Origin of the sequence: Mesorhizobium sp. M7A.F.Ca.ET.027.02.1.1, from assembly GCF_004022985.1 — a bacterium.
Lineage (GTDB): Bacteria > Pseudomonadota > Alphaproteobacteria > Rhizobiales > Rhizobiaceae > Mesorhizobium.
Genome location: NZ_RZOL01000057.1, coordinates 1 through 23,016 on the forward strand (window position 1 = coordinate 1; position 23,016 = coordinate 23,016).

Annotated in this window: 24 protein-coding genes; 19 read left to right on the forward strand and 5 right to left on the reverse strand. The window is 63.0% G+C overall.

Translation table 11 applies throughout. From position 1 onward, the window contains the following. The 3 genes from EN749_RS09450 to EN749_RS09460 form a co-directional block, all read left to right on the forward strand. On the forward strand, positions 1-747 hold a 747-nt coding region (locus EN749_RS09450), incomplete at its 5' end, for a zinc-dependent alcohol dehydrogenase family protein (protein WP_128362994.1). Positions 748-980: 233 nt separating this feature from the next. Then, on the forward strand, positions 981-1,283 hold the full coding sequence (locus tag EN749_RS09455) for a zf-TFIIB domain-containing protein (protein ID WP_127397117.1): 303 nt from the start codon (positions 981-983) through the stop codon (positions 1,281-1,283). Between the two features lie 68 nt (positions 1,284-1,351). Continuing rightward, complete coding sequence (locus EN749_RS09460) at positions 1,352-2,338, forward strand: Tim44 domain-containing protein (RefSeq protein ID WP_128362995.1); 987 nt, start codon at positions 1,352-1,354, stop codon at positions 2,336-2,338. Positions 2,339-2,379: 41 nt separating this feature from the next. On the opposite strand, the gene EN749_RS09465 is transcribed toward EN749_RS09460, so the two are convergent. Further along, on the reverse strand, positions 2,380-3,477 hold the full coding sequence (locus EN749_RS09465) for a lactonase family protein (RefSeq protein ID WP_128362996.1): 1,098 nt from the start codon (positions 3,475-3,477) through the stop codon (positions 2,380-2,382). A 199-nt stretch (positions 3,478-3,676) separates the two neighbouring features. Between EN749_RS09465 and EN749_RS09470 the strand changes: the two genes are divergently transcribed. The 8 genes from EN749_RS09470 (at position 3,677) to EN749_RS09505 (ending at position 11,251) form a co-directional block, all read left to right on the forward strand. Further along, positions 3,677-4,228: a MaoC family dehydratase gene (locus EN749_RS09470; protein ID WP_127270127.1), complete on the forward strand. Its 552-nt coding sequence runs from the start codon at positions 3,677-3,679 to the stop codon at positions 4,226-4,228. Between the two features lie 2 nt (positions 4,229-4,230). Next, positions 4,231-5,391, forward strand: a complete 1,161-nt coding sequence (locus EN749_RS09475) for a CaiB/BaiF CoA-transferase family protein (RefSeq protein WP_128362997.1) — start codon at positions 4,231-4,233, stop codon at positions 5,389-5,391. After that, a complete protein-coding gene (locus EN749_RS09480; RefSeq protein WP_128362998.1) occupies positions 5,388-6,557 on the forward strand; it encodes an extracellular solute-binding protein in 1,170 nt (389 codons plus the stop codon). Before EN749_RS09475 ends, EN749_RS09480 begins: the two co-directional genes overlap by 4 nt. A 26-nt stretch (positions 6,558-6,583) precedes the next feature. Beyond that, positions 6,584-7,771 carry an ABC transporter substrate-binding protein gene (locus EN749_RS09485; RefSeq protein ID WP_128362999.1) on the forward strand — a complete coding sequence of 396 codons (1,188 nt, stop codon included), beginning with the start codon at positions 6,584-6,586 and terminating at the stop codon, positions 7,769-7,771. A gap of 71 nt (positions 7,772-7,842) precedes the next feature. Further along, a complete protein-coding gene (locus tag EN749_RS09490) occupies positions 7,843-8,580 on the forward strand; it encodes an ATP-binding cassette domain-containing protein (RefSeq protein WP_127267483.1) in 738 nt (245 codons plus the stop codon). Continuing rightward, a complete protein-coding gene (locus EN749_RS09495) occupies positions 8,573-9,331 on the forward strand; it encodes an ATP-binding cassette domain-containing protein (protein ID WP_128363000.1) in 759 nt (252 codons plus the stop codon). Before EN749_RS09490 ends, EN749_RS09495 begins: the two co-directional genes overlap by 8 nt. Next, complete coding sequence (locus tag EN749_RS09500) at positions 9,328-10,278, forward strand: ABC transporter permease (RefSeq protein WP_128363001.1); 951 nt, start codon at positions 9,328-9,330, stop codon at positions 10,276-10,278. The genes EN749_RS09495 and EN749_RS09500 overlap by 4 nt, the downstream gene beginning before the upstream one ends. A 1-nt stretch (position 10,279) precedes the next feature. Beyond that, the gene (locus tag EN749_RS09505; RefSeq protein WP_128363002.1) at positions 10,280-11,251 is read left to right on the forward strand and encodes an ABC transporter permease; all 972 of its coding nucleotides are present in this window, start codon (positions 10,280-10,282) and stop codon (positions 11,249-11,251) included. 21 nt (positions 11,252-11,272) lie between these two features. On the opposite strand, the gene EN749_RS09510 is transcribed toward EN749_RS09505, so the two are convergent. Then, entirely contained in the window at positions 11,273-12,112 is an 840-nt protein-coding gene (locus EN749_RS09510; RefSeq protein WP_128363003.1) for an amidohydrolase, read from the reverse strand. 63 nt (positions 12,113-12,175) lie between these two features. Then, entirely contained in the window at positions 12,176-12,961 is a 786-nt protein-coding gene (locus EN749_RS09515; RefSeq protein ID WP_128363004.1) for an IclR family transcriptional regulator, read from the reverse strand. A gap of 168 nt (positions 12,962-13,129) precedes the next feature. On the opposite strand from EN749_RS09515, the gene EN749_RS09520 reads away from it, so the two are divergent. The 8 genes from EN749_RS09520 (at position 13,130) to EN749_RS09555 (ending at position 20,427) form a co-directional block, all read left to right on the forward strand. Next, the gene (locus tag EN749_RS09520) at positions 13,130-14,449 is read left to right on the forward strand and encodes a sugar ABC transporter substrate-binding protein (protein WP_128363005.1); all 1,320 of its coding nucleotides are present in this window, start codon (positions 13,130-13,132) and stop codon (positions 14,447-14,449) included. 132 nt (positions 14,450-14,581) lie between these two features. Next, a complete protein-coding gene (locus EN749_RS09525; protein WP_128363006.1) occupies positions 14,582-15,478 on the forward strand; it encodes a sugar ABC transporter permease in 897 nt (298 codons plus the stop codon). A gap of 2 nt (positions 15,479-15,480) precedes the next feature. Then, positions 15,481-16,347: a carbohydrate ABC transporter permease gene (locus tag EN749_RS09530; protein ID WP_128363007.1), complete on the forward strand. Its 867-nt coding sequence runs from the start codon at positions 15,481-15,483 to the stop codon at positions 16,345-16,347. A gap of 4 nt (positions 16,348-16,351) precedes the next feature. Then, positions 16,352-17,449 carry a sn-glycerol-3-phosphate ABC transporter ATP-binding protein UgpC gene (gene ugpC, locus EN749_RS09535; protein WP_127811136.1) on the forward strand — a complete coding sequence of 366 codons (1,098 nt, stop codon included), beginning with the start codon at positions 16,352-16,354 and terminating at the stop codon, positions 17,447-17,449. Positions 17,450-17,454: 5 nt separating this feature from the next. Further along, entirely contained in the window at positions 17,455-18,567 is a 1,113-nt protein-coding gene (locus EN749_RS09540) for a mandelate racemase/muconate lactonizing enzyme family protein (RefSeq protein WP_128363008.1), read from the forward strand. 9 nt (positions 18,568-18,576) lie between these two features. Then, entirely contained in the window at positions 18,577-18,906 is a 330-nt protein-coding gene (locus EN749_RS09545; RefSeq protein ID WP_128363009.1) for an L-rhamnose mutarotase, read from the forward strand. After that, positions 18,902-19,975, forward strand: a complete 1,074-nt coding sequence (locus EN749_RS09550; RefSeq protein WP_189367431.1) for a Gfo/Idh/MocA family oxidoreductase — start codon at positions 18,902-18,904, stop codon at positions 19,973-19,975. Before EN749_RS09545 ends, EN749_RS09550 begins: the two co-directional genes overlap by 5 nt. Then, the gene (locus EN749_RS09555) at positions 19,972-20,427 is read left to right on the forward strand and encodes a MaoC/PaaZ C-terminal domain-containing protein (protein WP_189367433.1); all 456 of its coding nucleotides are present in this window, start codon (positions 19,972-19,974) and stop codon (positions 20,425-20,427) included. The genes EN749_RS09550 and EN749_RS09555 overlap by 4 nt, the downstream gene beginning before the upstream one ends. Before the next feature lie 27 nt (positions 20,428-20,454). Here the strand turns inward: EN749_RS09555 and EN749_RS09560 are convergent, their stop codons facing one another. Next, the gene (locus EN749_RS09560; protein ID WP_128363012.1) at positions 20,455-22,467 is read right to left on the reverse strand and encodes a putative 2-aminoethylphosphonate ABC transporter permease subunit; all 2,013 of its coding nucleotides are present in this window, start codon (positions 22,465-22,467) and stop codon (positions 20,455-20,457) included. Beyond that, a partial coding sequence (locus tag EN749_RS09565) for a TOBE domain-containing protein (protein ID WP_128363013.1) occupies positions 22,451-23,016 on the reverse strand: 566 nt, incomplete at its 5' end. The genes EN749_RS09560 and EN749_RS09565, both read right to left, overlap by 17 nt.

The window sequence follows — 23,016 nt, forward strand, 5'->3', positions numbered from 1 at the left end:
CCGGGCGACGGCGTCAGTGTCATCCCGCCGCAATCGATGATCCGCTGGCCGGCCTATGGCGAGCTTGCCACTTATCCCGCGGAACTTATCGTCAAGCACCCGCCGTCGCTCGACTGGCAAACGGCAGCGGCGGTCTGGATGCAATACCTCACCGCCTATGGCGCGCTGATCGATATCGCCGGGCTGCACAGCGGAGACCACGTGGTGATCACCGCGGCGTCGAGCAGTGTCGGGCTTGCCGCGATCCAGATCGCCAACAGTGTGGGCGCGACGACGATTGCGGTGACGCGAACATCGGCGAAGATGCGGGCGCTGCTCGACGCCGGTGCGGCCGAAGTCGTGGCCTCGACGGAGGAAGATCTGGCGGCGCGGTTGAACCAGATCGCCGGGCCGCGAGGCGTGCGCGTCGTGTTCGATGCGGTCGGCGGCCCGATCTTCGAGCCGCTGACGGCGGCCATGTCGCATAGCGGCATCCTCATCGAATATGGCGGACTGAGCCAGGCGCCGACACCGTTTCCGCTATTCGCCGTGCTGGCCAAGACGCTGACGCTGCGCGGCTATCTCGTCCACGAGATCACCGGCAACCCGGCGAAACTGGAGGCCGCCAAGGCTTTCATCCTCGCAGGACTCGAGACCGGGACTCTAAAGCCGATCATCGATAGGACCTTCGCGTTCGACCAAATCGTCGAGGCGCATCGCCACCTGGAGTCGAACGAGCAGTTCGGCAAGATCGTGGTGACGATCTGAAATCGTGGTGACGATTTGAAATCGTGGTCACGGTCTGAGCGAGATGGCGAACAAATCACTCTTGCGGGCAATATCGCCCCTTGAAGGCGCGGCGCTGCATTCCTAATTGTCCCCTGCGGGCCGGGCCCCTCTGACTGTCGCTTTTGGCGACTGTGATGTCGGACCGCTGTAACGGGCCCGTTTTCATCCTTTTCGGTCGAGCGGGTTCCTTCTTTTTTGGTTTGGAGCGCCGTATGACATCTACTTCTCTCCTTGGCATGACTTGCCCCTCCTGCCGCGTTGCGCTCGTGATGAGCGAACGCCAGGGTATCGAAATCGACTATTGTCCGCAGTGCCGCGGCGTCTGGCTTGATCGGGGAGAACTCGACAAGATCATCGAGCGTTCCGGCAGGGAAGCGGCGCCGGCGCCGCAGCCACAGCCGGCAGCATTCTCCCAGCCGCAACACGGCCAGGGCCGCGACGACGATTATTCCCGCTCCCACGGCCACCGCTATCCAAAGCGGAAGAAATCATTTTTCGAAGAGTTGTTCGATTGACCGTATAACGCCGGCACCCGGCGACGGCTGAAAATTTCCGAAACCGCAGAGACAAAGGTTCATCTCCGATGACTTCCCGTACAAGCCGATTTGCAGCCCTCTTTGCAGGACTGTTCCTGGCGTTTTCGATGGTCGCGATAGACCATGCCGAGGCGCGCCGCGGCGGCAGTTTCGGCAGTCGTGGCATGCGCACGTTCCAATCGGCACCGCCGACCAGGACCGCACCGGCCCCGACCGCTCCAGTCGAGCGTTCGATGACGCCCAACACCGGTGTGAACAACGCGGCCCGGCAGCCGCAGGCAGGCCCGCAGAGGCCCGGCTTCATGAGCGGTTTCGGTGGAACGATGATGCGGGGCCTGCTGCTCGGCGGCCTGATCGGCCTGCTCGTCGGCCAAGGCTTCGGCGGCCTGGCCGGCATGTTCGGTTTCCTGCTTCAGGCCCTGCTCATCGGTGGCGCGATCATGCTGGCTATCCGCTTCTTCCGCTCGCAATCGGCGCGTGGTCCTGCGCCAGCGCTCGCCGGTGCCGGCAATGCCCAGGCTTCGAGATTTGAGAACCGCGCAACGGCAGGGCAGCAGACTGCAGGCTCCTTCACAATTCCCGGCTTTGGCGGTGGTTCGGGCGGAAGCTCTCCGGCCATCGGTTCTGATGAGATCACGCTGGCTCAGACCGACCTCGACGCATTCCAGCAGCTGTTGACCGATGTCCAGGAAGCATTCGGGCGCGAAGACCATGCCGCTCTGCGCCGGGCTGTTACCCCCGAAATGGTATCCTATCTGTCGGAAGAGCTGGCCGACAATGCCCAGAAAGGTCTCAGGAACGAGGTAACGGACATCACGTTGCTGCAGGCCGACGTCGCTGAAAGCTGGCGTGAGGATGACCGCGACTACGCCACGGCCGCATTGCGCTACGAGTCTCGTGACGTGACGCGCGAACGGGCCAGCGGCAAGGTCGTCGCGGGCGACGATGATCATCCGACAGAGACGACCGAGCTGTGGACATTCGTGCGTGAGAATGGCTCGAACTGGAAGCTCTCGGCAATACAACAGGCTTGAGCCCCGGGCGATTTTGTCCAAGGCTTCGCGGTTGTCGGTGTTCAGCGCACGATCTTGACGCACATCGGCGTGCCGATCTCGATGGCGCGCCCGGTGTCGCTGAGTATGCCGGTCTCGGCGTCGCGAGCGAAGATCGAGATGCGGTCGGCGTTCTGGTTGGCGGAAAACAGATGGCCGCCTGACGGCGTCAGCGCCAGATTGCGCGGCGTCGCGCCACCACAAGAGATATAGCCGACGAGGCTCAGCGAACCCGTCTGCTGGTCGACCGCCATGATGACAACGCTGTCATGGCCACGGTTGGAGCCGTAGACAAAACGGCCATCCGGCGAGATCTGGATGTCGGCGCAATGGTTGCTGTCGCGCGCCTCGGCTGGCACCGCCGGCTTGGCGTCGATGAGCGTGAGCTTGCCCGAGGCTTCGTCCAGCGCCATCGCCACGATGGTCGAATCCAGCTCGTTCATAACGAAGACGAAGCGTCCGTTCGGATGCAGTGCGAGGTGGCGTGGACCGGCGCCGGATGGCAAAGCGGATTCGGTTAGCTTGGCCAGGTTGCCGTCGTGCCCGATCCGGTAGGACACCAGCCGGTCGATGCCGAGGTCGGCGACGATGGCTGTTCCCCCGCCGATGGTTTCGGTGACGCTGTGGGCGTGCGAGCGCTCCTGCCGTGCCGCATTCGGGCCGCTGCCGGAATGCGAGACGCTGGCCAGCGGGGCCGACAAGGCACCACTCTCCTCTAAGCCATAGACCGCCACCGCGCGATCCGGACCGCCCTCGCCCATGCCGTAATTGGCGACCAGCAGTTTTGTCCCGTCGCGGGTGATGGAGTTATGGGCGGTGATGCTGCCCAGCGACGGCTGCTTGTTCAGATAGGTGAGCGCGCCCGAGGCACGATCGAAGCTGTAGGCGGAGACAGTTCCCTCGCGCCAGGTGAAGACTTCCGAATTGGCGTAGACGTGTGAACCGTCCGGCGTCACCGAGAGGAAGGTTGGATTGTCGACGTCATCGGCTTCAGCCAGCTTTCGGGTTTCCAGCGTCGTCTCGTCAAAGCTGTAGACGCTGAGGCCGACGCCCCGAGCGCCCTGAAAATACGGCGCCTCCCGGTTCAGGCTGCCGACAAAGACCAGACAATCCTTGTGCATGATTTTCCTCCCTGCCCGCCTGCGCTTCGGCGCGCGGGAGCAGCCAAAATTTCGCCTGTTCACGCTTGCAACGCAACCCCATATGTGAAAATACTATTTACAAAAGAAGATTGACGGGAGGAGACGTCTTGCATTCAGGCGCCTTAATGCGTGTTCAAATGGTTGCGCGGTCCCTTCGGCAGGACTGGCGGATTCGGTCATGAACGATTTCGCATCCACCGTCGGTGTCGCCTCGACGCATCCCAAGAACATGCCGGCGGATCATGCCGCGCTGCCGGTATGGAACGCCGAAAACTGGTTCTATGAGGATTGGCCGGTCGGGCAGAAGATCCGCTCGTTGCGACGGACCATGGCCGAAGGCGACAGTCATTTGTTCAACACGTTGGTGCTCGACATCCACCCCTATGTGCAGGACCAGATGTTTGCCGAGAGCGAAGGCATTTTCGGCAAGCGGCTGATCGCCGGCGCCTTCGTCTTCTCGGCTGGCCTGGGACTGGTCGCCACCAACTGCGTCAACGCCTTTTCCTATGGCTACGACAAGCTCCGCTTCATAAAACCCGTCTTCATTGGCGACACGATCTATTCGATCCGCTCCAATCTCGACAAGAAGCCCCGCTACCAGGAGATGGGGTTGATCCGCGCCAGCTACGAGGTGTTCAAGGGCGAAGGCGAGCTGGTTCTCTATTGCGAGCATCTGCAGACGGTGAAGTACCGCAACCCGGCCGACTTCGTCGGCAAGACGGAGAAATAACGATGCCGGCAGCAGCCGAATTGCCGCTCGCCGGTCTCGTCGTCGTCGACATGAGCCAGTTCCTGTCCGGGCCTTATTGCTCGCTCAGGCTGCTCGATCTCGGCGCGCGTGTCATCAAGATCGAGCGTCCGGATGGGGGCGACCTGTCGCGCCGGCTCTATCTCAGCGACACCGAGATCGGCGGCGATTCCACCATCTTCCATGCCATCAACCGGGCCAAGGAAAGCCTTGCCATCGACCTCAAGAACGAGGCCGACCTCGAGGCGCTGCGCGGCCTTCTGGCCAAGGCCGACGTACTGATCCAGAATTTCCGGCCGGGCGTCATCGAACGGCTCGGCCTGGACTACGAGGCGGTCCGCAAAGTCAACCCACGGCTGGTCTATGCCTCGATCAGCGGCTATGGCGAGGACGGCCCGTGGGTCAAACGCCCGGGCCAGGATCTCCTGGCGCAGGCGCGTTCCGGCGTGATGTGGTTGAACGGCGACGAGGACCAGGGGCCGGTGCCATTCGGCCTCGCCATCGGCGACATGCTGGCCGGTGCGGCCTGTGCGCAGGGCATTCTGGCCGCACTGGTGCGGCGCGGTATCACCGGTCAGGGCAGCCACATCGAAACCAGCCTGCTGGAAGCGCTTGTCGATTTCCAGTTCGAGGTGCTGACCACGCATCTCAATGACGGCCGCCGGCTGCCCAGGCGCTCCAGTTTCCGCAGTGCGCATGCCTATCTGTCGGCGCCTTACGGTGTCTATCCGGCCAAGGACGGCTACCTCGCCATCGCCATGACGCCGATCCCCAAGCTGGCCGATCTCTTGTCGCTCAGCGAACTCGCACCCTATCGTGACAAGCCGGCATCCTGGTTCACCGCGCGCGACGACATCAAGGCGATCATCGCGCAGCGGATCGCGACCAAGACCATCGATGAGTGGCTTGATATCCTCGAGCCGGCCGACATCTGGTGCGCCAAAGTGCTGACCTGGCCGGAGATGCTGGCGAGCGAAGGGTTCCAGTCCCTCGACATGCTGCAGACTGTGACGCGCGAGGACGATGTCTCGATCCTCACCACCAGTTCGCCGCTCCGGGTCGATGGCATAAGGGCCAAGGTCGATCGGGCGGCGCCCCGCATCGGCGAGCACAGTGCCGCCATCCGCGCGGAGTTCGGCCTGTGAGCGTGCCCATCCTCAAGGGCATGACCTGGAGCCATCCGCGTGGCTACGATCCGATGGTCGCCTGCTCGTCGCTATGGCAGCAGAAGACCGGCGTCGTGATCGAATGGGACAAGCGCTCACTTCAGGACTTCGAATCCTTCCCGGTCGAGGAACTGGCGCGCGCCTATGACCTCATCGTCATCGACCATCCGCATGTCGGCCAGATCACCGCTGAACGCTGCCTGGAGCCGCTGGATGTCGCCGGCCGCGAGGCGGAGCGCACAGCCCTTGCCTCGGGCAGCGTCGGCCAGTCCTATCCGAGCTACAACTGGCAAGGACGGCAATGGGCTTTCCCGATCGATGCGGCGGCCCAAGTCCAGGCATGGCGGCCGGATGCGCTCGAGGCGCCGCCGGCGCGCTGGAGCGAGGTGCTCGATCTCGCCCGGCAAGGCCGCGTGCTGCTGCCGCTGCGGCCGCCTCACGTGTTGATGGTTTTCTACACGCTTGCCGGCAATCTCGGGCATGCCTGCACGACCGATCCGTCCCACGATCTGATCGATGCGGAGATCGGTAGCCAAGTCTTCGAGGCAATGCGCGAGATTGCAGCGCGGGTCGATCCCGCGTGCTTCGAGATGGATCCGATTGCCGTCTCCGAACGTATGGCGGAGGCCAGTTCCAGATTCGTCTGCGCGCCACTGATCTATGGCTACGTTTCCTATGCGGCGGCTGGCTTTCGGGCGAACCGGCTGGCCTTTGCCGATGTTCCGGTCATCGATTCCGGCGGCCCTGTCGGTTCGGCGCTTGGCGGCACCGGCATAGCGGTTTCAGCCTTTTCCAAAGCCAGGGATGCCGCGATCGACTTCGCCTATTGGGTCGCGAGCGGCGATGTCCAGCGCGGCCCCTATGCCGCTGCCGGGGGCCAGCCCGGCCATGCAGCGGCCTGGGAAGATCAAGCCGTCAATGAAGCGACCGGCGACTTCTATCGGGATACGCGCGCGACGCTGGAGGGCGCATGGGTGCGGCCGCGCCATGACGGCTACATGCCGTTCCAGCAGGCCGCGTCCGAACGCATCCTTTCCGGCATGACCTCCCGGCATCAAGCCCGACAGGTCGTTGCCGATCTCAATCGCCTGTTTCGGGAGAGTTTCCCGGCGCAGGTGTCCGGCGCTGCCGGTGGAGGAGCCTGAACCAAACCGAACGGAGGAGAACAAGAATGACAGGAATGATCCGCGGCCTGCTGGCCGCAACGGCGCTTGCCTCGCTTGCAACGACCGCCTTTGCCCAGGATGTGCAAGGCGTCATCGGCGGGCTGCCGACCGAACTCAAGGCGCAGTATGACGGCGCGCCCCAGAAGGTGCTGCCTTCGGCCTGGGACAATTTCACCGCGCCGCCGAAACCGTGGAAATGGTGCCACTCGGAATCATACCAGGGCAATCCGTGGCGGGTCACGGTGACCAAGGAGTTGAAGCGTCTTGTCGACGGACTGATCGCCGACCGAACGGGGTCCAGCTTCGAGGGGTCTGATTCCAACAACGACGCCAGCCAGCAGATCAACCAGATCCGCGCCTTCATCGACAAGAAGTGCTCGATCATCACCTCGATCCCGGGCTCGGCGACGGCACTCGATGATGCGATCGACGCTGCCGCCAAAGCCGGCATTCCGTTCATCACCGCGGCCGGCTCGGTGACCAGCCCGAACGCAATCAATGTCGATTCCAACTATGCGCGCTGGGGCTATGACATGATGACGGCGATCGGCAAGGCGCAGCCGGACGGCGCCAGCATCCTCCTGGTCGAAGGCATTGCCGGACACCCGATCGTGGTGCAGGAGCGCCAGGGCGCGGACAAGGCGCTGGCCGAAAACCCGAAGCTGAAGATTTCGCGCAACGTCAACGGCAACTGGACGGCCAACGTCACGAAGACCGTGGTGCTGCAGGCGATCGCCACCAACCCAGCGCCGATCGATGCGGTGTGGACGACCGGCAGCGAAAGCCGTGTCGTTGCCGAAGCCTTCGCGGAAGCCGGCCGGCCGGCGCCATTGATCACCGGCTCGATCACCGGCGATGCGCTGGGCTACTGGAAGGCCAACCCCGACAAGTACCGCTTCGAAGGCCATGCGGTGCTGCCGCACTGGACCGCGCAAACGCTGTTCCGCGTCGGCGAGCGCATGCTCGACGGACAGAAGCCGAAGCTGAACACGCTGCTGATCCCGATCCCGCCTGTCCACACCGCCGATCTCGGTGCCTGGTACAAGGACTGCATGACGACCGATGCCGTGTCGATCTTCCCGATCCCGCCGAAGGATCCGATGCCGGAGGAATGGCTCGACGCCTATTTCTCGAACCCGGCGCCGACCAAGGGCTGGGATTATTCGAAGGTCCCCGACGCCTGCGCAAAATAGCGCTGCGCGAACTAGCCTCTCAGCAGGCCGGCTCCTTTCGCGGAGCCGGCCTGCCAGCATCGAATCGTGACATGCTTGAAATCAAAACCATATCCAAACGCTATGGCGAGACGATCGCGCTCGCGGACGCATCGATCGCGTTCCGGGCGGGGACCATCCACACCATTCTGGGCGAGAACGGTTCGGGCAAGAGCACGATGGTCAAGCTGTTGTCCGGCATCGTCCAGCCGGACAGCGGTGTGATCCTGCTGCACGGCAAGCCATTCCCTGGCGCCAATCCATCGGCCTTCCAGGCGCAAGGCTTCGCCACGGTGTTCCAGGAGGTGCTGATCGCGCCGGATCGCAGCGTGACCGACAACATCCTGCTCGGCCTCGACGGACTGGTCCGGCGTGCCGTTCCCCGTCATGAGCGCCGTGACCGGGCGGAAGCCGCGCTGAAGCGCTTCGCGGTCACCGACGTCCCCCTCGACAAGCCAGCCGGCCTGCTGCCGCTTGCCGCGCAGCAATTGGTCGTTCTCGCCCGCGCGATCGTGCGCAACCCAAAGATCCTGATCCTCGACGAGGTCACCGCCGCGCTCGACTTCGCCGACCGCGAATCGGTTTTTTCGTTGATGCGTGCGCTTGCCGGCGAAGGCTGCCTCATCCTGTTCATCACCCACCGCATGGATGAGGTGATGTCGCTTTCGGACCGCATCTCGATCCTGCGGGGCGGCAGCGTGGTGCGCACCGAAGAGCGCGGCGCTTCCACGCCGGCGGAACTTCTCAAGGCGATGGCGCCACGTACCGCTGCGGAATTGGCGCATGGCTGATCGCACTGCTCTCGATTTTGGTGGTCTTGCCGTTCGGGAACTCGTCATCGCGCCCGGCGCCAGCCCGATCACGCAGGCCATCGCTCCGGGTGAGATCGTCGGGCTTGCCGGTCTCGATGGTCATGGCCAGGAGCTGTTTCTCAAGATGCTTGCCGGCCTGGAACCGCCCCATGGCGGCTCGATCGAACTCGGTTCATCGGGTGCCTCCCGCAAGATTACCGGGTTTCGCAAGGCTGTCGCCAGCGGCATCGCCTATTTGCCGCGCGACCGACGCGCCAACGGCATTTTCCCGACGCAGTCGGTGCTCGACAATTTCGCCGTTTCGACTCTGTCGCGCGACACTCGGCTCGGGCTGATCAGCCCCGCGGCGCGCAAGGCGCGGTACGACATCTACCGCGAAAAACTGTCGATCGCCGCACCCCGGCCCGATGCGCCGATCACCACTCTTTCGGGCGGCAACCAGCAGAAGGTGCTGCTGGCGCGGGCCTTGGCGCTGGAGCCCGCGATCCTGCTCCTCAACGATCCGACGCGTGGCGTCGACGTGGCGACGCGGCATGTGCTCTACGACGTGTTTCGCGGGCTGGCGGCCGACGGCATGGGGCTCGTCATCCTATCCAGTGAAATCGAGGAGATTCTTCTCCTGTGCCAGCGCGTGCTGGTGTTCCGTGAGAATGAAGTCACGGCCGAGATCTCCGGCGACGCGCTCACCACCGACAGCGTGATATCAGCCATGTTCGGACGTGCGGCATGAACCCTGTTGCGCGCCTCCTGTCCCTTGGGCGAAATTTCGGCTTCGCGGTCGTGCTGCTGGTCGTGCTGCTCGCGGTCAATCTCATCCTCAGCCCCGGGCGGTTCCAGCCGGGTTCCTGGGGCGCGCTGGTCGGATTGGCGGCGCCCTTGATCGGTGCGGCCATTGCGTCCACGCCTGTCATCCTCGCCGGGCGTGGCGGCATCGACATCTCGGTCGGGCCATTGATGGGCTTCATCAACGCTTTGGCGATCCAGGTGCTGTTCCTCGGCGCCGGCATCTCATCACCCCTGGTGCTCGTTCCGGCTGCATTGCTCGTCGGCGCGCTGGTCGGTGCTGCGAACGGCTTTCTCGCGACAATCGTGCGCATTCAGCCGATCGTCGCGACGCTCGGCACCTATCTGATCCTCACCGGCGTGACGCTAACAATCCTGCCGGCGCCGATCGGTCCCGCACCGGCCTGGCTCAAGGCACTGTCCGGTCCGCTGTCGATGCTGCCGCTGGCACTGATGTTCATTGCCTGGTGGCTGGTGCGGCGCACCCCTTACTACGACCAGTTGATGGCGGTGGGCAGCGACGATCGCGCCGCCTACACCGCCGGCGTCGATGTCACGCGCGTGCGCTTCATCGCCTATGTCATGACCGGCATCCTGGGCGGATGCGCCGGGCTGATGCTGACCGCGCTGATCGGCTCCGCCGACCCTAACATCGGGCCGACCTACACGCTGATCGCCATCGCCGCCGTAGCGCTCGGCGGCGTCAGCCTGGCTGGCGGTCGTGGCGGTGTCGCGGGAGCCGCCATTGGCGCCATCGACATCTTCCTGCTGCAAAGCGTGCTGACGACGTTCAACGTCTCGACCTTCGTGCTGCAGATCGCCTATGGCGCCATACTGGTGCTGGCCGTGATGCTGACAGCGCTGCAGGAACGTCTAGCCATGAGGGGTCGCTGACATGGTTTTGCGCCGAAACCTGTTCGCCACAACCAACGCCCGCGTCGTCGGCGCCTTTTGTGTTGCCGCCCTTCTGCACCTTGCCGGCACGGTCCTCATTCCTGGCTACTCCGCGCCGTTTGCCATACGCGCCATGCTGGTGCTCGCCTCGCTGCTCGCCGTCGCCTCGATCGGCCAGACGCTGGTCGTCATCATGGGCGGCATCGACCTATCGATCCCTTTCGTCATCGGCTTTGCCAATGTCGTGGCGGCGCAGCTTTATGGCGATGGCTGGAATTTTGTCCTGGTCTGCGGCCTCGTCGGCGTGCTGGCGATCATCATCGGCGGGCTGAACGGTCTGATCTCGCGCAGCCTCGACATCCAGCCGCTTATCGTCACGCTCGGCATCGGCATGGTCGTGCAAGGGCTGGTGCTGCTGTGGACAGCCGGCTTCCCGTCGGGCTCCGCGCCGCAAGCGGTTTCAAGCTTCGTGTCGATCGGCGGATCGGCCGGGCCGCTGCCGGTTCCGTGGCTGGTGCCGAGCCTGGTCGTGCTGGCCGCACTCGTCGTCCTGGTGCTGGAGCGAACCCCCTATGGCCGCCGGCTCTATGCGCTGGGCAGCAATCCGGGCGCGGCGCCCCTGGCGCTGATCGACCCGGTTCGCATGTGGGTGATCACCTATGCGGCAAGCGCCTTCTTCGCCGCCGTCGCGGGCGTGCTGCTGCTCGGCTTCACCGGCTCGGCCTATGGCGATGTCGGCCAGCCCTACCTGTTCCAGACCATCGCGGCTGTGGTCGTCGGCGGCGCAGCACTTGTCGGTGGCCGCGGCAGCTATCTCGGCACCATCGCCGGCGTGCTGGTGCTGACCGAAATCAACACGCTGCTGATCGGCCTCGGCTTCCAGCCCTCGGCGGTGCAGGCCGCGCTCGGCTTCATCATCGTGCTGCTGGTCTCGTTCTATGGTCGCGAGCGGCACGTCTCGACGACGATCTGACGAGACCGCGAGGCAGCAGGGCTAGTCGAGTCGCCACAGCTTGCGCGCATTCGCGGACAACAGCCTGTCGCGTTCCGCAATGCTGCAGCCGGCAAGCAGCGCATGGGTAGCCGCCACCCAGGTCGACAGGCCGCCGCCGAGCGTGCAGACCGGCCAGTCGCTACCCCAGACGACGCGATCCCAGCCGAATGCACCGATGGTGTGCTCGACGTAAGGGCGCAGCGTCTCGACCGTCCAGCTGCCGGCATCGGCATAGGCGACGACACCGGAAATCTTGGCCATGACATTCGGGCGCCGGGCGATCTCGCTCATATGCTCGCGCCACGGATGCTCGGCTCCGCCCTTGATGTCGGGCACGCCGCAATGGTCGAGGACGAACTGGACATCGGGTGCCAGGTCGGCCAGCGCGATCGCTTTGGGAATCTGGTGCGGCAGCACGACGAGATCGAAGGTCAAGCCGGTGCCGCCAAGCAGCTTGATGTTGTCACGAAACAGCATGCCTTCCGAGAGATCGTCGGGCACGACATGGAGGACGCGGCGGAAGCCTTTGACGAAAGGAGTTGCTCGCTGGCGCTCGAGATAGGCGGGAAAATCCGCCTCTTCAGGACGGCAGGACGCTATCACTCCGGCCAGCATGCTGCCGGGCTGCCGTGACAGCCCCTCGACTCGAGCGGTCTCGGCCTCGATGTCGTCCGGATCGACATCGACTTCCATATGCAGCACGCGCTCGACGCCGACACGGCGCGCTTCCACAGCGTATTCGTCGTAAGAGAAATCGCGGTTGAGCGCCGGCACGCCGTCGAGCCAGGGGTAGCGCAGGGCCGAGCGATCGATGAGATGCAGATGGGTGTCGATGATCATGGCTGGCTCCTCCTCCGGGTTTTCAAATCATCTCACGGAGGAATTTTTCATTCAAATAAGAATTCACACCGATGCGCCGACTGCAGAGCCGGCGAGGTGCGACAGCTTTTCCGCCGTGACCAGCAGCAGCTCGATCGTCCTTGTGATGTCGGGCGCCGAAGGCGCGTTGACGACGGTAATGTAGGGAATCGACAGCGCGGCGAGCGCCTTGCCGTCGGAACTGCGCACCGGAGCCGAGAGGTTGAAGACGCCGGCGGTCTGCATCGAGGCCATCATCTCGTAGCCGCGGTCGCGGATCTGGTCGAGCCGGGTGAAGAACTCGGCCGATTGCGCCGTCTTGTCGGTGCTGCGGACGTGTTCCGATATCATCATCTGCCGCTCTTCCGGTGAACGGAAGGCGAGCAGCACATGCCCCGACCCGGTGTCGAACAGGCTGATATGGGAGCCGACACGGATCGAGATGCCCCAGTAGTTCGGTGCCTCCTGCTGGCCGATGACAACGGCAGAACCACGATCAAAAACAACAAGTTGGTTGGCCTGTTGCGAAGTCTCGGCCAGTTCGCGCATCAGCGGCGTGGCGTAGGAAACCAGCCGCCGCACCGGCGCATGCAACTGCGCCAGGCCGAACAGCTTGAGCGTCAGCGAATAGCGGTCGCCGTCGAGCCTGGTGACGTAGCCGCGCCGCACCAGCCGGTCCAGCATGCGGTAGAATTCGTTGGGGCTGCGGTCGAGTTTCTTGGCGATTTCGGCCTGCGTCAGACCACCATCGACGCCCGCCAGCAGTTCGAGGATATCGAGCCCCTTGTCGAGCGCCGGCGCGCGATAGCGCTCGTCTTCGCTGTCGTCCATGGCTCATCCCTCCAGTGAATTTCACCCTTCATATACGCAGGAACACGCCTGGCGGAAACAAATTTCGCCTTGACGTATCCGTGAATGTTTTGTTTGTATATGAATGTAGCACTTCTTGTCATCAGACGAGTTGCGGTCGCCGCTGAGGCGCACCAAGGGAGGATACCAATGAACAGACTGCTTTCCGGCGTGTCCGCCGGCGTATTGATGCTTGCGTCAGGTGCAGGCGCTGCCCTTGCCGGCGACCTGCCCGGCAAGTTCGAAGGCGTGACCGTCGACGTGAAGCTGATCGGCGGCCAGCAATATGAAAAACTCTACGAGCGCATTCCCGAATGGGAGAAGGCGACCGGGGCCAAGGTCAACATCCTGACCAAGAAGAACGGCTTCGACATCGACAAGGAGCTCAAGTCCGACATCGCTTCGGGCAGCACCAATTGGTGCGTCGGCTGGAACCATTCGTCCTTCGCGCCGCAATATACGGGCCTCTACACCGACCTCAGCAAATTGCTTCCCAAGGCGGAGATCGACGCTTTCGTGCCGTCGACGATCACGTCCGCAACCATCGACGGCAAGCTGGAGATGCTGCCGCGCGCGCAGTTCGACGTTTCGGCGCTCTACTACCAGAAGAGCCTGTACGAGAACGCCGACAACAAGACCAAGTTCAAGGCGAAATACGGCTATGACCTAGTGCCGCCGGACACCTGGAAGGAAGTCACCGACCAGGCCGAGTTCTTCGCCAACCCGCCCAATTTCTACGGCACGCAGTTTGCCGGCAAGGAAGAGGCGATCAACGGCCGCTTCTACGAAATGGTCGTTGCCGAAGGCGGCGAATATCTCGACAAGGACGGCAAGCCGGTGTTCAATTCCGAGGCCGGCATCCGGGCGCTCGACTGGTTCGTCAACCTCTACAAGGCCAAGGCCGTGCCGGCCGGCACCACCAACTACCTCTGGGACGATCTCGGCCAGGGCTTTGCGTCCGGCACCGTCGCCATCAATTTGGACTGGCCGGGCTGGGCCGGCTTCTTCAACGATCCGAAGTCGTCGAAGGTCGCCGGCAATGTCGGCGTCAAGGTCGCGCCGAAGGGCTCGTCCGGCAAGCGCACCGGCTGGTCCGGTTTCCACGGCTTCTCGGTGACAGAGAACTGCCCCAACAAGGAGGCCGCGGCTTCCCTGGTTTGGTGGCTCACCAACGAGGACAGCCAGAAGCTCGAGGCTGCCGCCGGCCCGCTGCCGACCCGCACCGCAGTGTGGGACTGGGACCTGAAGCAAGCCGAAAACGATCCCTACAAGAAGGAGGTTCTTACCGCCTTCCAGGAAGAGGCCAAGCACGCCTTTGCCGTGCCGCAGACGCCCGAATGGATCGAGATCTCGAATGCTGTCTATCCCGAGTTGCAGGCGGCGATCCTCGGCGACAAGACGTCGAAGCAGGCACTGGATGAAGCGGCCGCCAAGGCGACGCAAATCCTCCAGGACGCCGGCAAGCTCTAGCAACGGCTCCCAAGGCCGCCTCCCCCATTGGTAATGGGGGAGGCGATCGCGTTTCGCGGCCAGCGGTTTGCGCTAACCCATCGCACCCGGCCCACCCACCGCCGTCCAAATGCAAACACCTCAAGGATTCTGATGAAGGGCTTCAAGCCATCCGCGCCATTCCTGCTGCTGCTTCCGGCCATGATCGTGCTGGCGGCAGTTGTCGTTGTGCCGTTGCTGTTGTCCCTTTACTCCAGCTTCACGCCGTTCCGCCTGACCAAGCCCGAGACATTCTACGTCTTCATCGGCATCCGGAACTATCTTTCGATCCTGTCCAACACCGATTTCTGGTGGGCGTTCGGCCGCACGGTGCTGCTACTGACCATCGCGCTCAATCTCGAAATGCTGCTCGGCCTTGGGCTTGCCATGCTGGTCGAGAAAGCGACACGCGGCCAGCGCATCCTGCGCACGCTGATGATGTTCCCGATGATGTTCTCGCCAATCCTCGTCGGCTTCCAGTTCAAGTTCATGTTCAACGACAATATCGGCCTGGTGAACAATGCGCTGCAGTCGCTCGGCATTACGCAGGACGCCATACCGTGGTTGATCGAGGGCCATCTCGCCTTCATCGCGATTTCGATCGCCGAGATCTGGTCGTCGACGGCGATCTTCGCCATCCTGATCCTCGCCGGCCTGCTCGCCATGCCCAAGGAGCCGATCGAGGCGGCGCATGTCGACGGCTGCACGCCGTGGCAGACATTCCGCTATGTGACGTGGCCGTTCGTCATGCCTTTCGCCTACATAGCCATGACCATCCGCTCGCTCGACGTGGCGCGCGCCTACGACATCGTCAAGATCATGACCGATGGCGGACCGGCGGGCCGCACCGAACTGCTATGGACCCTGGTGGCCCGCACCGCCTACAGCGACGGGCGCATGGGCATGGCCAACGCCATGGCCTATTTCTCGATCCTGCTGTCGATCGCCTTCACCGTCTACTTCTTCAACAAGCTCGCCGCGGCGCGCACGCAGATTGGTGCGGAGTGGTGAAGATGGACGAGAATTCTTCCGCCCGCCTGAAGCGCCGGCTGCTGGGCATCGTCTATCGCATTGGCCTGTTCCTGGCGATGCTGACGATCTGCCTGCCGGGCCTGTGGATCGTCCTCTCGTCGCTGCGGCCGGCGGTCGAGATCATGGCCAAGCCGCCGGTCTGGATCCCGCAGGAGATTTCGTTCGACGCCTATGTCGCCATGTTCAGCGGTATCGGCAAAGGCGGCATTCCAGTGATCGAATATTTCCGCAACTCGTTGATCATCTCGGTGACCTCGACGATCATTGCAGTGGCCATCGGCATGGCCGGCGGCTATGCGTTCGCGCGCTACCGCTTCCGCGGCAAATCGAGCGTCTTCCTCGGGCTGATGCTGACGCGCACCGTGCCGGGCATTGCGCTCTCGCTGCCGCTGTTTTTCCTCTATGTGCGGCTTGGCATCATCGACACCCATTTCGGGCTTATCCTTGCCTATGTCGCGCTCAACGTGCCGTTCACGATCTGGCTGATCGACGGCTTCTTCCGTCAAGTGCCCAAGGACCTCGCGGAGGCCGCGCAGATCGATGGCTGCACGCGCTGGCAGGCGTTCTGGCAGGTCGAGTTCCCGCTTGCCGGGCCGGGCATCGCGTCGGCCGCGATCTTCGCCTTCCTGACCTGCTGGAATGAGTTCGCTCTGGCCTCGCAGCTGACCCGTTCGGTGAGCGCCAAGACGCTGCCGGTCGGCCTACTCGATTACACGGCCGAGTTCACCATCGACTGGCGCGGCATGTGCGCGCTGGCCGTGGTGATGATCATCCCGGCGCTCACCCTCACCTACGTCGTCCAGAAACACCTTGTCGGCGGCCTGACCTCCGGCGCGGTGAAAGGCTGATACCATGGCAACCGTTACCCTCACCAAGCTGACCAAGCGCTACGGCACTGTCGGGATCGTGCACGGCATCGATCTCGACATCGCCGACCGCGAGTTCATCGCGCTGGTCGGCCCCTCCGGCTGCGGCAAGTCGACGACGCTGCGGATGATCGCCGGGCTGGAAGAGATCAGCGCCGGCTCGATCGAGATCGGCGGGCGCATCGTCAACGATTTGCCGCCACGCTCGCGCAACATTTCGATGGTGTTCCAATCCTACGCGCTCTATCCGCACATGACGGTGCGCGAAAATCTCGGCTTCTCTCTGAAGATCGCCGGTGCCGCCAAGGAAGACATGGAGCGCCGCGTCGCCGAGGCCTCGGCCATCCTCGGCCTCGACACGCTGCTGGATCGCCGCCCCTCACAACTGTCCGGCGGCCAGCGCCAGCGCGTCGCCATGGGCCGCGCCATCGTGCGCGATCCAGACGTCTTCCTGTTCGACGAGCCGCTTTCCAATCTCGACGCCAAATTGCGAACGCAGATGCGCACCGAGATCAAGAAGCTGCATGCCAAGGTGCAGTCGACGGTGATCTACGTCACCCACGACCAGGTCGAGGCGATGACGCTGGCCGACCGCATCGTCATTATGCGCGACGGCCATATCGAACAGGTTGGCACGCCCGACGAGGTCTTTCGGCGGCCGGCAACCCGCTTCGTTGCCGGCTTCATCGGCTCGCCGCCGATGAATTTGCACGAGGCCACGATCGATGACGGCCAGATGGTTTTCGCCAACGGCGAAAAGCTGCCGCTGCCCGCTCAGTTCAAGGCCAATGTCACGACCGGCGACAAGGTTGTGTTCGGGCTACGGCCGGACGACATCTATCCGACCGGCCATGGCATCAGTTCCGGTGGCGCGGCAGACGTCCACCAGATCGAACTGCCGATCACCGTTACCGAACCGCTCGGGAACGAGACGCTGGTGTTCGTCGAATTCAACGGTACGGACTGGGTGTCGCGCATGCTGAACCCGAGGCCACTGCGGCCGAGCGAGCGCGTCGCCATGAGCCTCGACATGTCGCAGGCCCATCTGTTTGCCACCGAGACCGGAAAGACATTGCGGAGCTGATCGGCATGACCAAAATTGAGAAAGTCGACCTTCGGATGGTGGACCTTGTGCCCAAGGTCAAGCGCACCGACGCGATCCAGAGCTTCGTCAGCCAGGAAACGCCGATCGTCACCATCACCGATTCCGACGGCGCGGTCGGCACCGGCTACAGCTACACGATCGGCACCGGCGGCTCGTCGGTGATGCGGCTGTTGTCCGACCATCTGGTGCCGCGCCTGATCGGCCGCGACCCCGACATGATCGAGGCGATCTGGCACGATCTCGAATTCGCCACGCATGCCACAACCATCGGCGCCATCACCGCCATCGCCATCGCGGCCATCGATACAGCACTGTGGGACCTACGGGCAAAGAAGCAGAACCTGCCGTTGTGGAAACTGGCTGGCGGCGCCAAGGACCGGTGCCCGCTTTACACGACCGAAGGCGGCTGGCTGCACATCGAGACGGCAGCACTTGTCGATGACGCACTGGCCGCCAAGGCCAAGGGCTTTCGCGGCTCGAAGGTTAAGATCGGCAGGCCACACGGCTCGGAAGATCTTGCCCGTCTGTCGGCGGTGCGCAACGCGGTCGGCGACGGCTATGAGATCATGACCGACGCCAATCAGGGATTCTCGGTCGACGAGGCGATCCGGCGCGCGGCAAGGCTGCGTGAGCTCGATCTCGCCTGGATCGAAGAACCGCTGCCGGCCGACGATATCGATGGGCATATCAGGTTGTCGAACTCGACGCCGACGCCGATCGCGATCGGCGAGTCGCTCTACTCCATTCGCCATTTCCGCGAATACATGCAGAAAGGCGCCTGCTCGATCGTGCAGGTCGATGTCGGCCGCATCGGCGGCATCACGCCCTGGCTCAAGATCGCGCACGCGGCGGAGGCCTTCGACATTCCGGTCTGCCCGCATTTCCTGATGGAACTTCATGTCAGCCTGACCTGCGCTGTTCAGAACGGCCGATATGTCGAGTACATTCCGCAGCTCGACCAGTTGACCGGCAAGCGCCTCCGCATCGAGGATGGCCAGGCGCTGGCGCCCGACGAGCCGGGCATCGGCATCGATTGGGACTGGGACGCGGTCAAGGCCATGAGCATCGCCGAATTCACCACGGCGATCACGAAATAGGAGACTGATATGCAGCGGATGGGGATGGTTCTGGGGCTGAAGCCGGAAAAGGTCGAGGAGTATGTCCGCCTCCATGCCGCCGTCTGGCCCGACGTGCTGGCCATGATCTCCGCCTGCAACATCAAGAACTACTCGATCTACCTGAAGCGGCCGGAGAACCTGCTGTTCAGCACCTTCGAATACCACGGCAGCGACTACGAGGCCGACATGGCGAACATGGCGGCCGATCCGAAGACGCAGGAATGGTGGGCGGTCTGCATGCCATGCCAGGAGCCGCTGGCGACGCGCAAAGAGGGCGAGTGGTGGGCCGAGATGGACGAGGTCTTCCATCATGATTGAAGGCGGTTTCGACCCTGCCTTGCTCGTTCAATCTTGGCCAAAACCCTCAAAACCCCGGCCGATCGTCACTTTCGGCGCCGGATCGATCGTCGGCGACGCGCATTTCCCGGCCTACAGGAAGGCCGGCTTTCCAGTAGCTGGGCTTTATGATCCTGATCATGCCAGGGCTGAAAAGCTGGCCAGCCAATGGGGCGTGACGGCCTTTGGCTCGGTCGAAGAAGCTGCCGCCGTCGAGGGCGCGATCTTCGACCTTGCCACCCCGCCGTCGCGTCATGCCGATGTGCTGAAGTCCTTGCCTGATGGCGCAGTGGCGCTGATCCAGAAGCCGATGGGCAGCAATCTTGCCGAGGCGACCGCGATCCTCGAGATCTGCCGTGCCCGGAAGCTGCACGCAGCGGTGAACTTCCAATTGCGCTTCGCGCCGATGATGCTGGCGCTCAAGGATGCCGTCGGCAAGGGCTGGCTCGGCGAGATCGTCGACTTCGATGCCTGGCTGGCGCTGGCGACACCGTGGCAGCTTTGGGAATTCCTGCTCAAGGCGCCGCGCGTCGAGATCGCCATGCATTCGATCCACTATCTCGACCTGATCAGGCAATTGCTCGGCGACCCCAAGGGTGTGCACGCCAAGACGCTCGGCCATCCCAACCATGCCGTGGCGCAGACGCGCACCAGCGCCATTCTCGACTATGGCGACACCGTGCGCTGCGCGCTGTCGATCAACCACGACCACAAGTTCGGCCGCCGGCACCAGGCCTGCGAGTTCCGCATCTGCGGCACAGAAGGTGCCGCCTATCTCAAGCTGGGTCTCAACCTCGATTATCCCACAGGTGAGCCGGATGTGCTGGAGATTTACCCCAAGGGTGGAACGGACTGGGTCGCGGTGCCCTTGGCCGGCGAGTGGTTTCCAGACGCCTTCGTCGGCCGCATGGCCAATGTCCAGCGTTTTGCCACCGGAGAAGATGCTATGCTGATCAGTCCGGCCGAGGATGCCTGGAGCACGATGGCGCTGGTCGAGGCGGCGTATCAGTCGAGTGCGGCACCGGCGACGCCGATCGCGGAAAGACCCTGATGGAACAGATACAGTATTTCGAAGACTATGAGATTGGCGCGTCGCGCCTGACCAGCGGCCGCACCATCACCGAGACCGACTTCATCGTCCATGCCGGCCACACCGGCGATTTCTTCCCGCACCACATGGACGCCGAGTTCATGAAGACGACGCCATTCGGCCAGCGCATTGCGCACGGCACTCTGGTGTTCTCGGTCGGCATCGGGCTGACGGCAACCGTCATCAATCCTGTCGCCTTTTCCTATGGCTACGACCGGCTGCGCTTCGTCAAGCCGGTGTTCATCGGCGACACGATCCGGACGCGCACCACAATTACGGCCAGGGAAGACGACCCGAAGAGGCCGGGGTCGGGACGGGTGATCGAACGCTGCGAGGTGATCAACCAGCGCGGGGAAGTGGTGCTGGCGGCCGACCACATCTACATCGTCGAACGCAGGCCGGCGCAGGGCTGAGACTTGGGAAAGTCCTAGAGCATTTCATTACCGTACCCGCCAACCCTGAGTTCTTTTCAGGATACCTTTCGAAACAGCCACGTGAATGATCCGCGCGAATGCATTGGTGTAGAAGATCATCATGCCCATGGCAGCGGCAGGCGCGGTGTCGCCAGCGTCGTCCATGTTGAGCACTGCGACCGAGGCGAGCGCCGTGTGTGTTGTATAGATGAAGACCACCGCGGAAACCGTCGTCATGGCGTTGACGAAAAGATAGATCGAGATGTCAAGGATTGCCGGCAGACAGATCGGCACTGTCACCCGCGTGAACAGGCGATAGAAAGGCTGCTTCAGCGAGGCCGCGACCGGCTCGAATTCACGATCGATCTGCTTCAGCGCCGTCAGGGCCGTCAAATGACCGACCGTGTAAAAGTGCGTCACGGTGCAGACGACCAGGATCGCCATTGTGCCGTACATCGCGTGCAGCGGATTGGCCGGATTGTTGAAGAAGAAAATATAGGCCAGGCCAAGCACAAGCCCCGGCACCGCCATCGGCAGCATGGCGAGGAAGTGGAAGGCTGCCCGTCCGGTCCTGAAGCCTTCGGTCTTTTCGACGATGTAAGCGCCGACGAAGACGATGACGGTTCCAAACACAGCGGTCAGCAACGAGAGCGTGATCGAGTTGTAGTAAGAAGCCCAGCCCCCGCCATCCATGCGACCGAACGCGAAATTCTTCAGGCTGAGACTGAGGTCGTAGGGCCAGAACTTGACCAGCGCGGCGTACTGGCAAATGCCGATGATGCCGGCGATGAACAACGCGACCAGGCTGCAATAAGCCAGACAGACCAGGTCGAAGCGGCGATTGGGTTTTGCCTCGTAAGGCACCGAGCGGGCCGACAGGAGCGAAACCTGCCTGCGCTGGACCAGGCGGTCGACGAAGAAGGCGGCGATGGCCGGGATCAGCAAGATGACCGAGACCACCGCCCCCATCTCGAAATTCTGCTGACCAATCACTTGCTTGTAGATATCGACGGCGAGCACGTTGAACTGGCCGCCGATGACCTTCGGCAAGCCGAAATCTGTGATGACGAGCGTAAACACGACAAACGCCGCGGAGATCAAACCGTAGCGCGCGCCCGGAATGGTAACGACCCAGAACGTCCGCCACTTGCTGGCGCGCAGCGAAGCGGCGGCTTCATATTGGCGCTGGTCCGAGATCGCCAGTGCCGTCGAGATAATGATCAGAGCATGGGGAAAGGTGAAGAATATCGAGCCGACGACAATCCCCAACGGACCGTAGATCGATATGCCGCCAAGCAGGCTTTTCAACAGGCCCTGGTTGCCGAACAGATAGATGAGGGCGATGCCGGGCAGTAGCGACGGCACCAGGATGGGAGCCATGGCGATGAGCCTGAATAGGCCCTTGAAGCGCATCTTGCTTCGGTTCAAAGCGTAGGCGAAGCCGAAGGCTATGCCGACCGTGATGATGGTGCTGTTCAGCGCGATCAGGAAGGAGTTCTGGATCGAGCGGAACAGCGTTGGCGTCGAGAAGTAGGTTGTGTAGTTGTCCAACCCAAGCTCGCGCGCCGGCCTCAGCATAATGCGCCGAAAGGTGTTCGAATCGACTTCCTGCCATTCGGTGCCGCGATGGAGTTGCGTGCCGATCAGGAAATAAGCGTCATCGGTGGTGCCGCGGACCTTGTATTTGACCGGGCTGCGGAAACTGAAATCCGGAAAGAAGCTGGTGGCCGGCAGCCGACCATCGGAACTGGTCGCAAGCTTTTCTAGCGGGACCGCGGCGAGTTTCTCGTTCAGAGCGGCGGCCGTCACTGGCTCGCCGAAATTGCCGAGCTTGTCGCTGACCTGGAATTCGAACGCGCCAAGATCGAAGCTGTAGGTCGAGAACGATTTCGACAGCATCACGTAGAGCGGGGCTGCCAGCGACAGGACCAGATAGAACGAGATGACGACCAGCAGGCCGCGCTTGATCAACTCGTCCTTGTCGAGCGACTGTCGAAGCGCCCGACCGGACGGCATCAGGATATCAGTTGCCGCCGCCATGGCGCTCTCCTTGCGGGAAGACAAGCAGTCGGTCGGCGGGCAGTTCCACCGTTAGCGCTCCGCCTTCGGCGAGGCCGAGACGCCGCGTGGCGTTGACCGAGAAGTCGGCGATCAGAATCTCGTCTCCAAGCTCTCCGCCGCGCAGCCGGGTGCGCCAGAACGAACCCAGGAATTCCATTTCACCGACGGTCACTTCGATCAGGTTTTCCGAAGTCTTCACCACATCGGGTGCTCCGGGCGAGCGCGAGCCCGGCCCGTGTGGAATCACGTCTTCCGGCCGAATGGCGGCGACGACTGCTTCGCCGTTCGCAAAGCTGTGCGGCGCGCATCTGAAAGCCTTCGTCCCAAAGCCTACCGAATCTGCTCCTACCGTCGCATCGAACTTGTTGGTCTCGCCGATGAAATCGGCGACGAACAGCGTCCTGGGATGGCGATAGATTTCAGTCGGGCTGCCGACCTGCTCGATGACGCCATGGTTCATGACTACAATGCGGTCGGCCAACGACAATGCTTCTTCCTGGTCGTGCGTAACCATGATCGTGGTGACGC

Bases quoted from the DNA above. Each gene is read 5' to 3' on its own strand.
- EN749_RS09455 (WP_127397117.1), top strand. From the start codon at position 981: ATGACATCTACTTCTCTCCTTGGCATGACTTGCCCCTCCTGCCGCGTT.
- EN749_RS09460 (WP_128362995.1), top strand. From the start codon at position 1,352: ATGACTTCCCGTACAAGCCGATTTGCAGCCCTCTTTGCAGGACTGTTC.
- EN749_RS09465 (WP_128362996.1), bottom strand. From the start codon at position 3,477: ATGCACAAGGATTGTCTGGTCTTTGTCGGCAGCCTGAACCGGGAGGCG.
- EN749_RS09470 (WP_127270127.1), top strand. From the start codon at position 3,677: ATGAACGATTTCGCATCCACCGTCGGTGTCGCCTCGACGCATCCCAAG.
- EN749_RS09475 (WP_128362997.1), top strand. From the start codon at position 4,231: ATGCCGGCAGCAGCCGAATTGCCGCTCGCCGGTCTCGTCGTCGTCGAC.
- EN749_RS09485 (WP_128362999.1), top strand. From the start codon at position 6,584: ATGACAGGAATGATCCGCGGCCTGCTGGCCGCAACGGCGCTTGCCTCG.
- EN749_RS09490 (WP_127267483.1), top strand. From the start codon at position 7,843: ATGCTTGAAATCAAAACCATATCCAAACGCTATGGCGAGACGATCGCG.
- EN749_RS09495 (WP_128363000.1), top strand. From the start codon at position 8,573: ATGGCTGATCGCACTGCTCTCGATTTTGGTGGTCTTGCCGTTCGGGAA.
- EN749_RS09500 (WP_128363001.1), top strand. From the start codon at position 9,328: ATGAACCCTGTTGCGCGCCTCCTGTCCCTTGGGCGAAATTTCGGCTTC.
- EN749_RS09505 (WP_128363002.1), top strand. From the start codon at position 10,280: ATGGTTTTGCGCCGAAACCTGTTCGCCACAACCAACGCCCGCGTCGTC.
- EN749_RS09510 (WP_128363003.1), bottom strand. From the start codon at position 12,112: ATGATCATCGACACCCATCTGCATCTCATCGATCGCTCGGCCCTGCGC.
- EN749_RS09515 (WP_128363004.1), bottom strand. From the start codon at position 12,961: ATGGACGACAGCGAAGACGAGCGCTATCGCGCGCCGGCGCTCGACAAG.
- EN749_RS09520 (WP_128363005.1), top strand. From the start codon at position 13,130: ATGAACAGACTGCTTTCCGGCGTGTCCGCCGGCGTATTGATGCTTGCG.
- EN749_RS09525 (WP_128363006.1), top strand. From the start codon at position 14,582: ATGAAGGGCTTCAAGCCATCCGCGCCATTCCTGCTGCTGCTTCCGGCC.
- EN749_RS09530 (WP_128363007.1), top strand. From the start codon at position 15,481: ATGGACGAGAATTCTTCCGCCCGCCTGAAGCGCCGGCTGCTGGGCATC.
- ugpC (WP_127811136.1), top strand. From the start codon at position 16,352: ATGGCAACCGTTACCCTCACCAAGCTGACCAAGCGCTACGGCACTGTC.
- EN749_RS09540 (WP_128363008.1), top strand. From the start codon at position 17,455: ATGACCAAAATTGAGAAAGTCGACCTTCGGATGGTGGACCTTGTGCCC.
- EN749_RS09545 (WP_128363009.1), top strand. From the start codon at position 18,577: ATGCAGCGGATGGGGATGGTTCTGGGGCTGAAGCCGGAAAAGGTCGAG.
- EN749_RS09560 (WP_128363012.1), bottom strand. From the start codon at position 22,467: ATGGCGGCGGCAACTGATATCCTGATGCCGTCCGGTCGGGCGCTTCGA.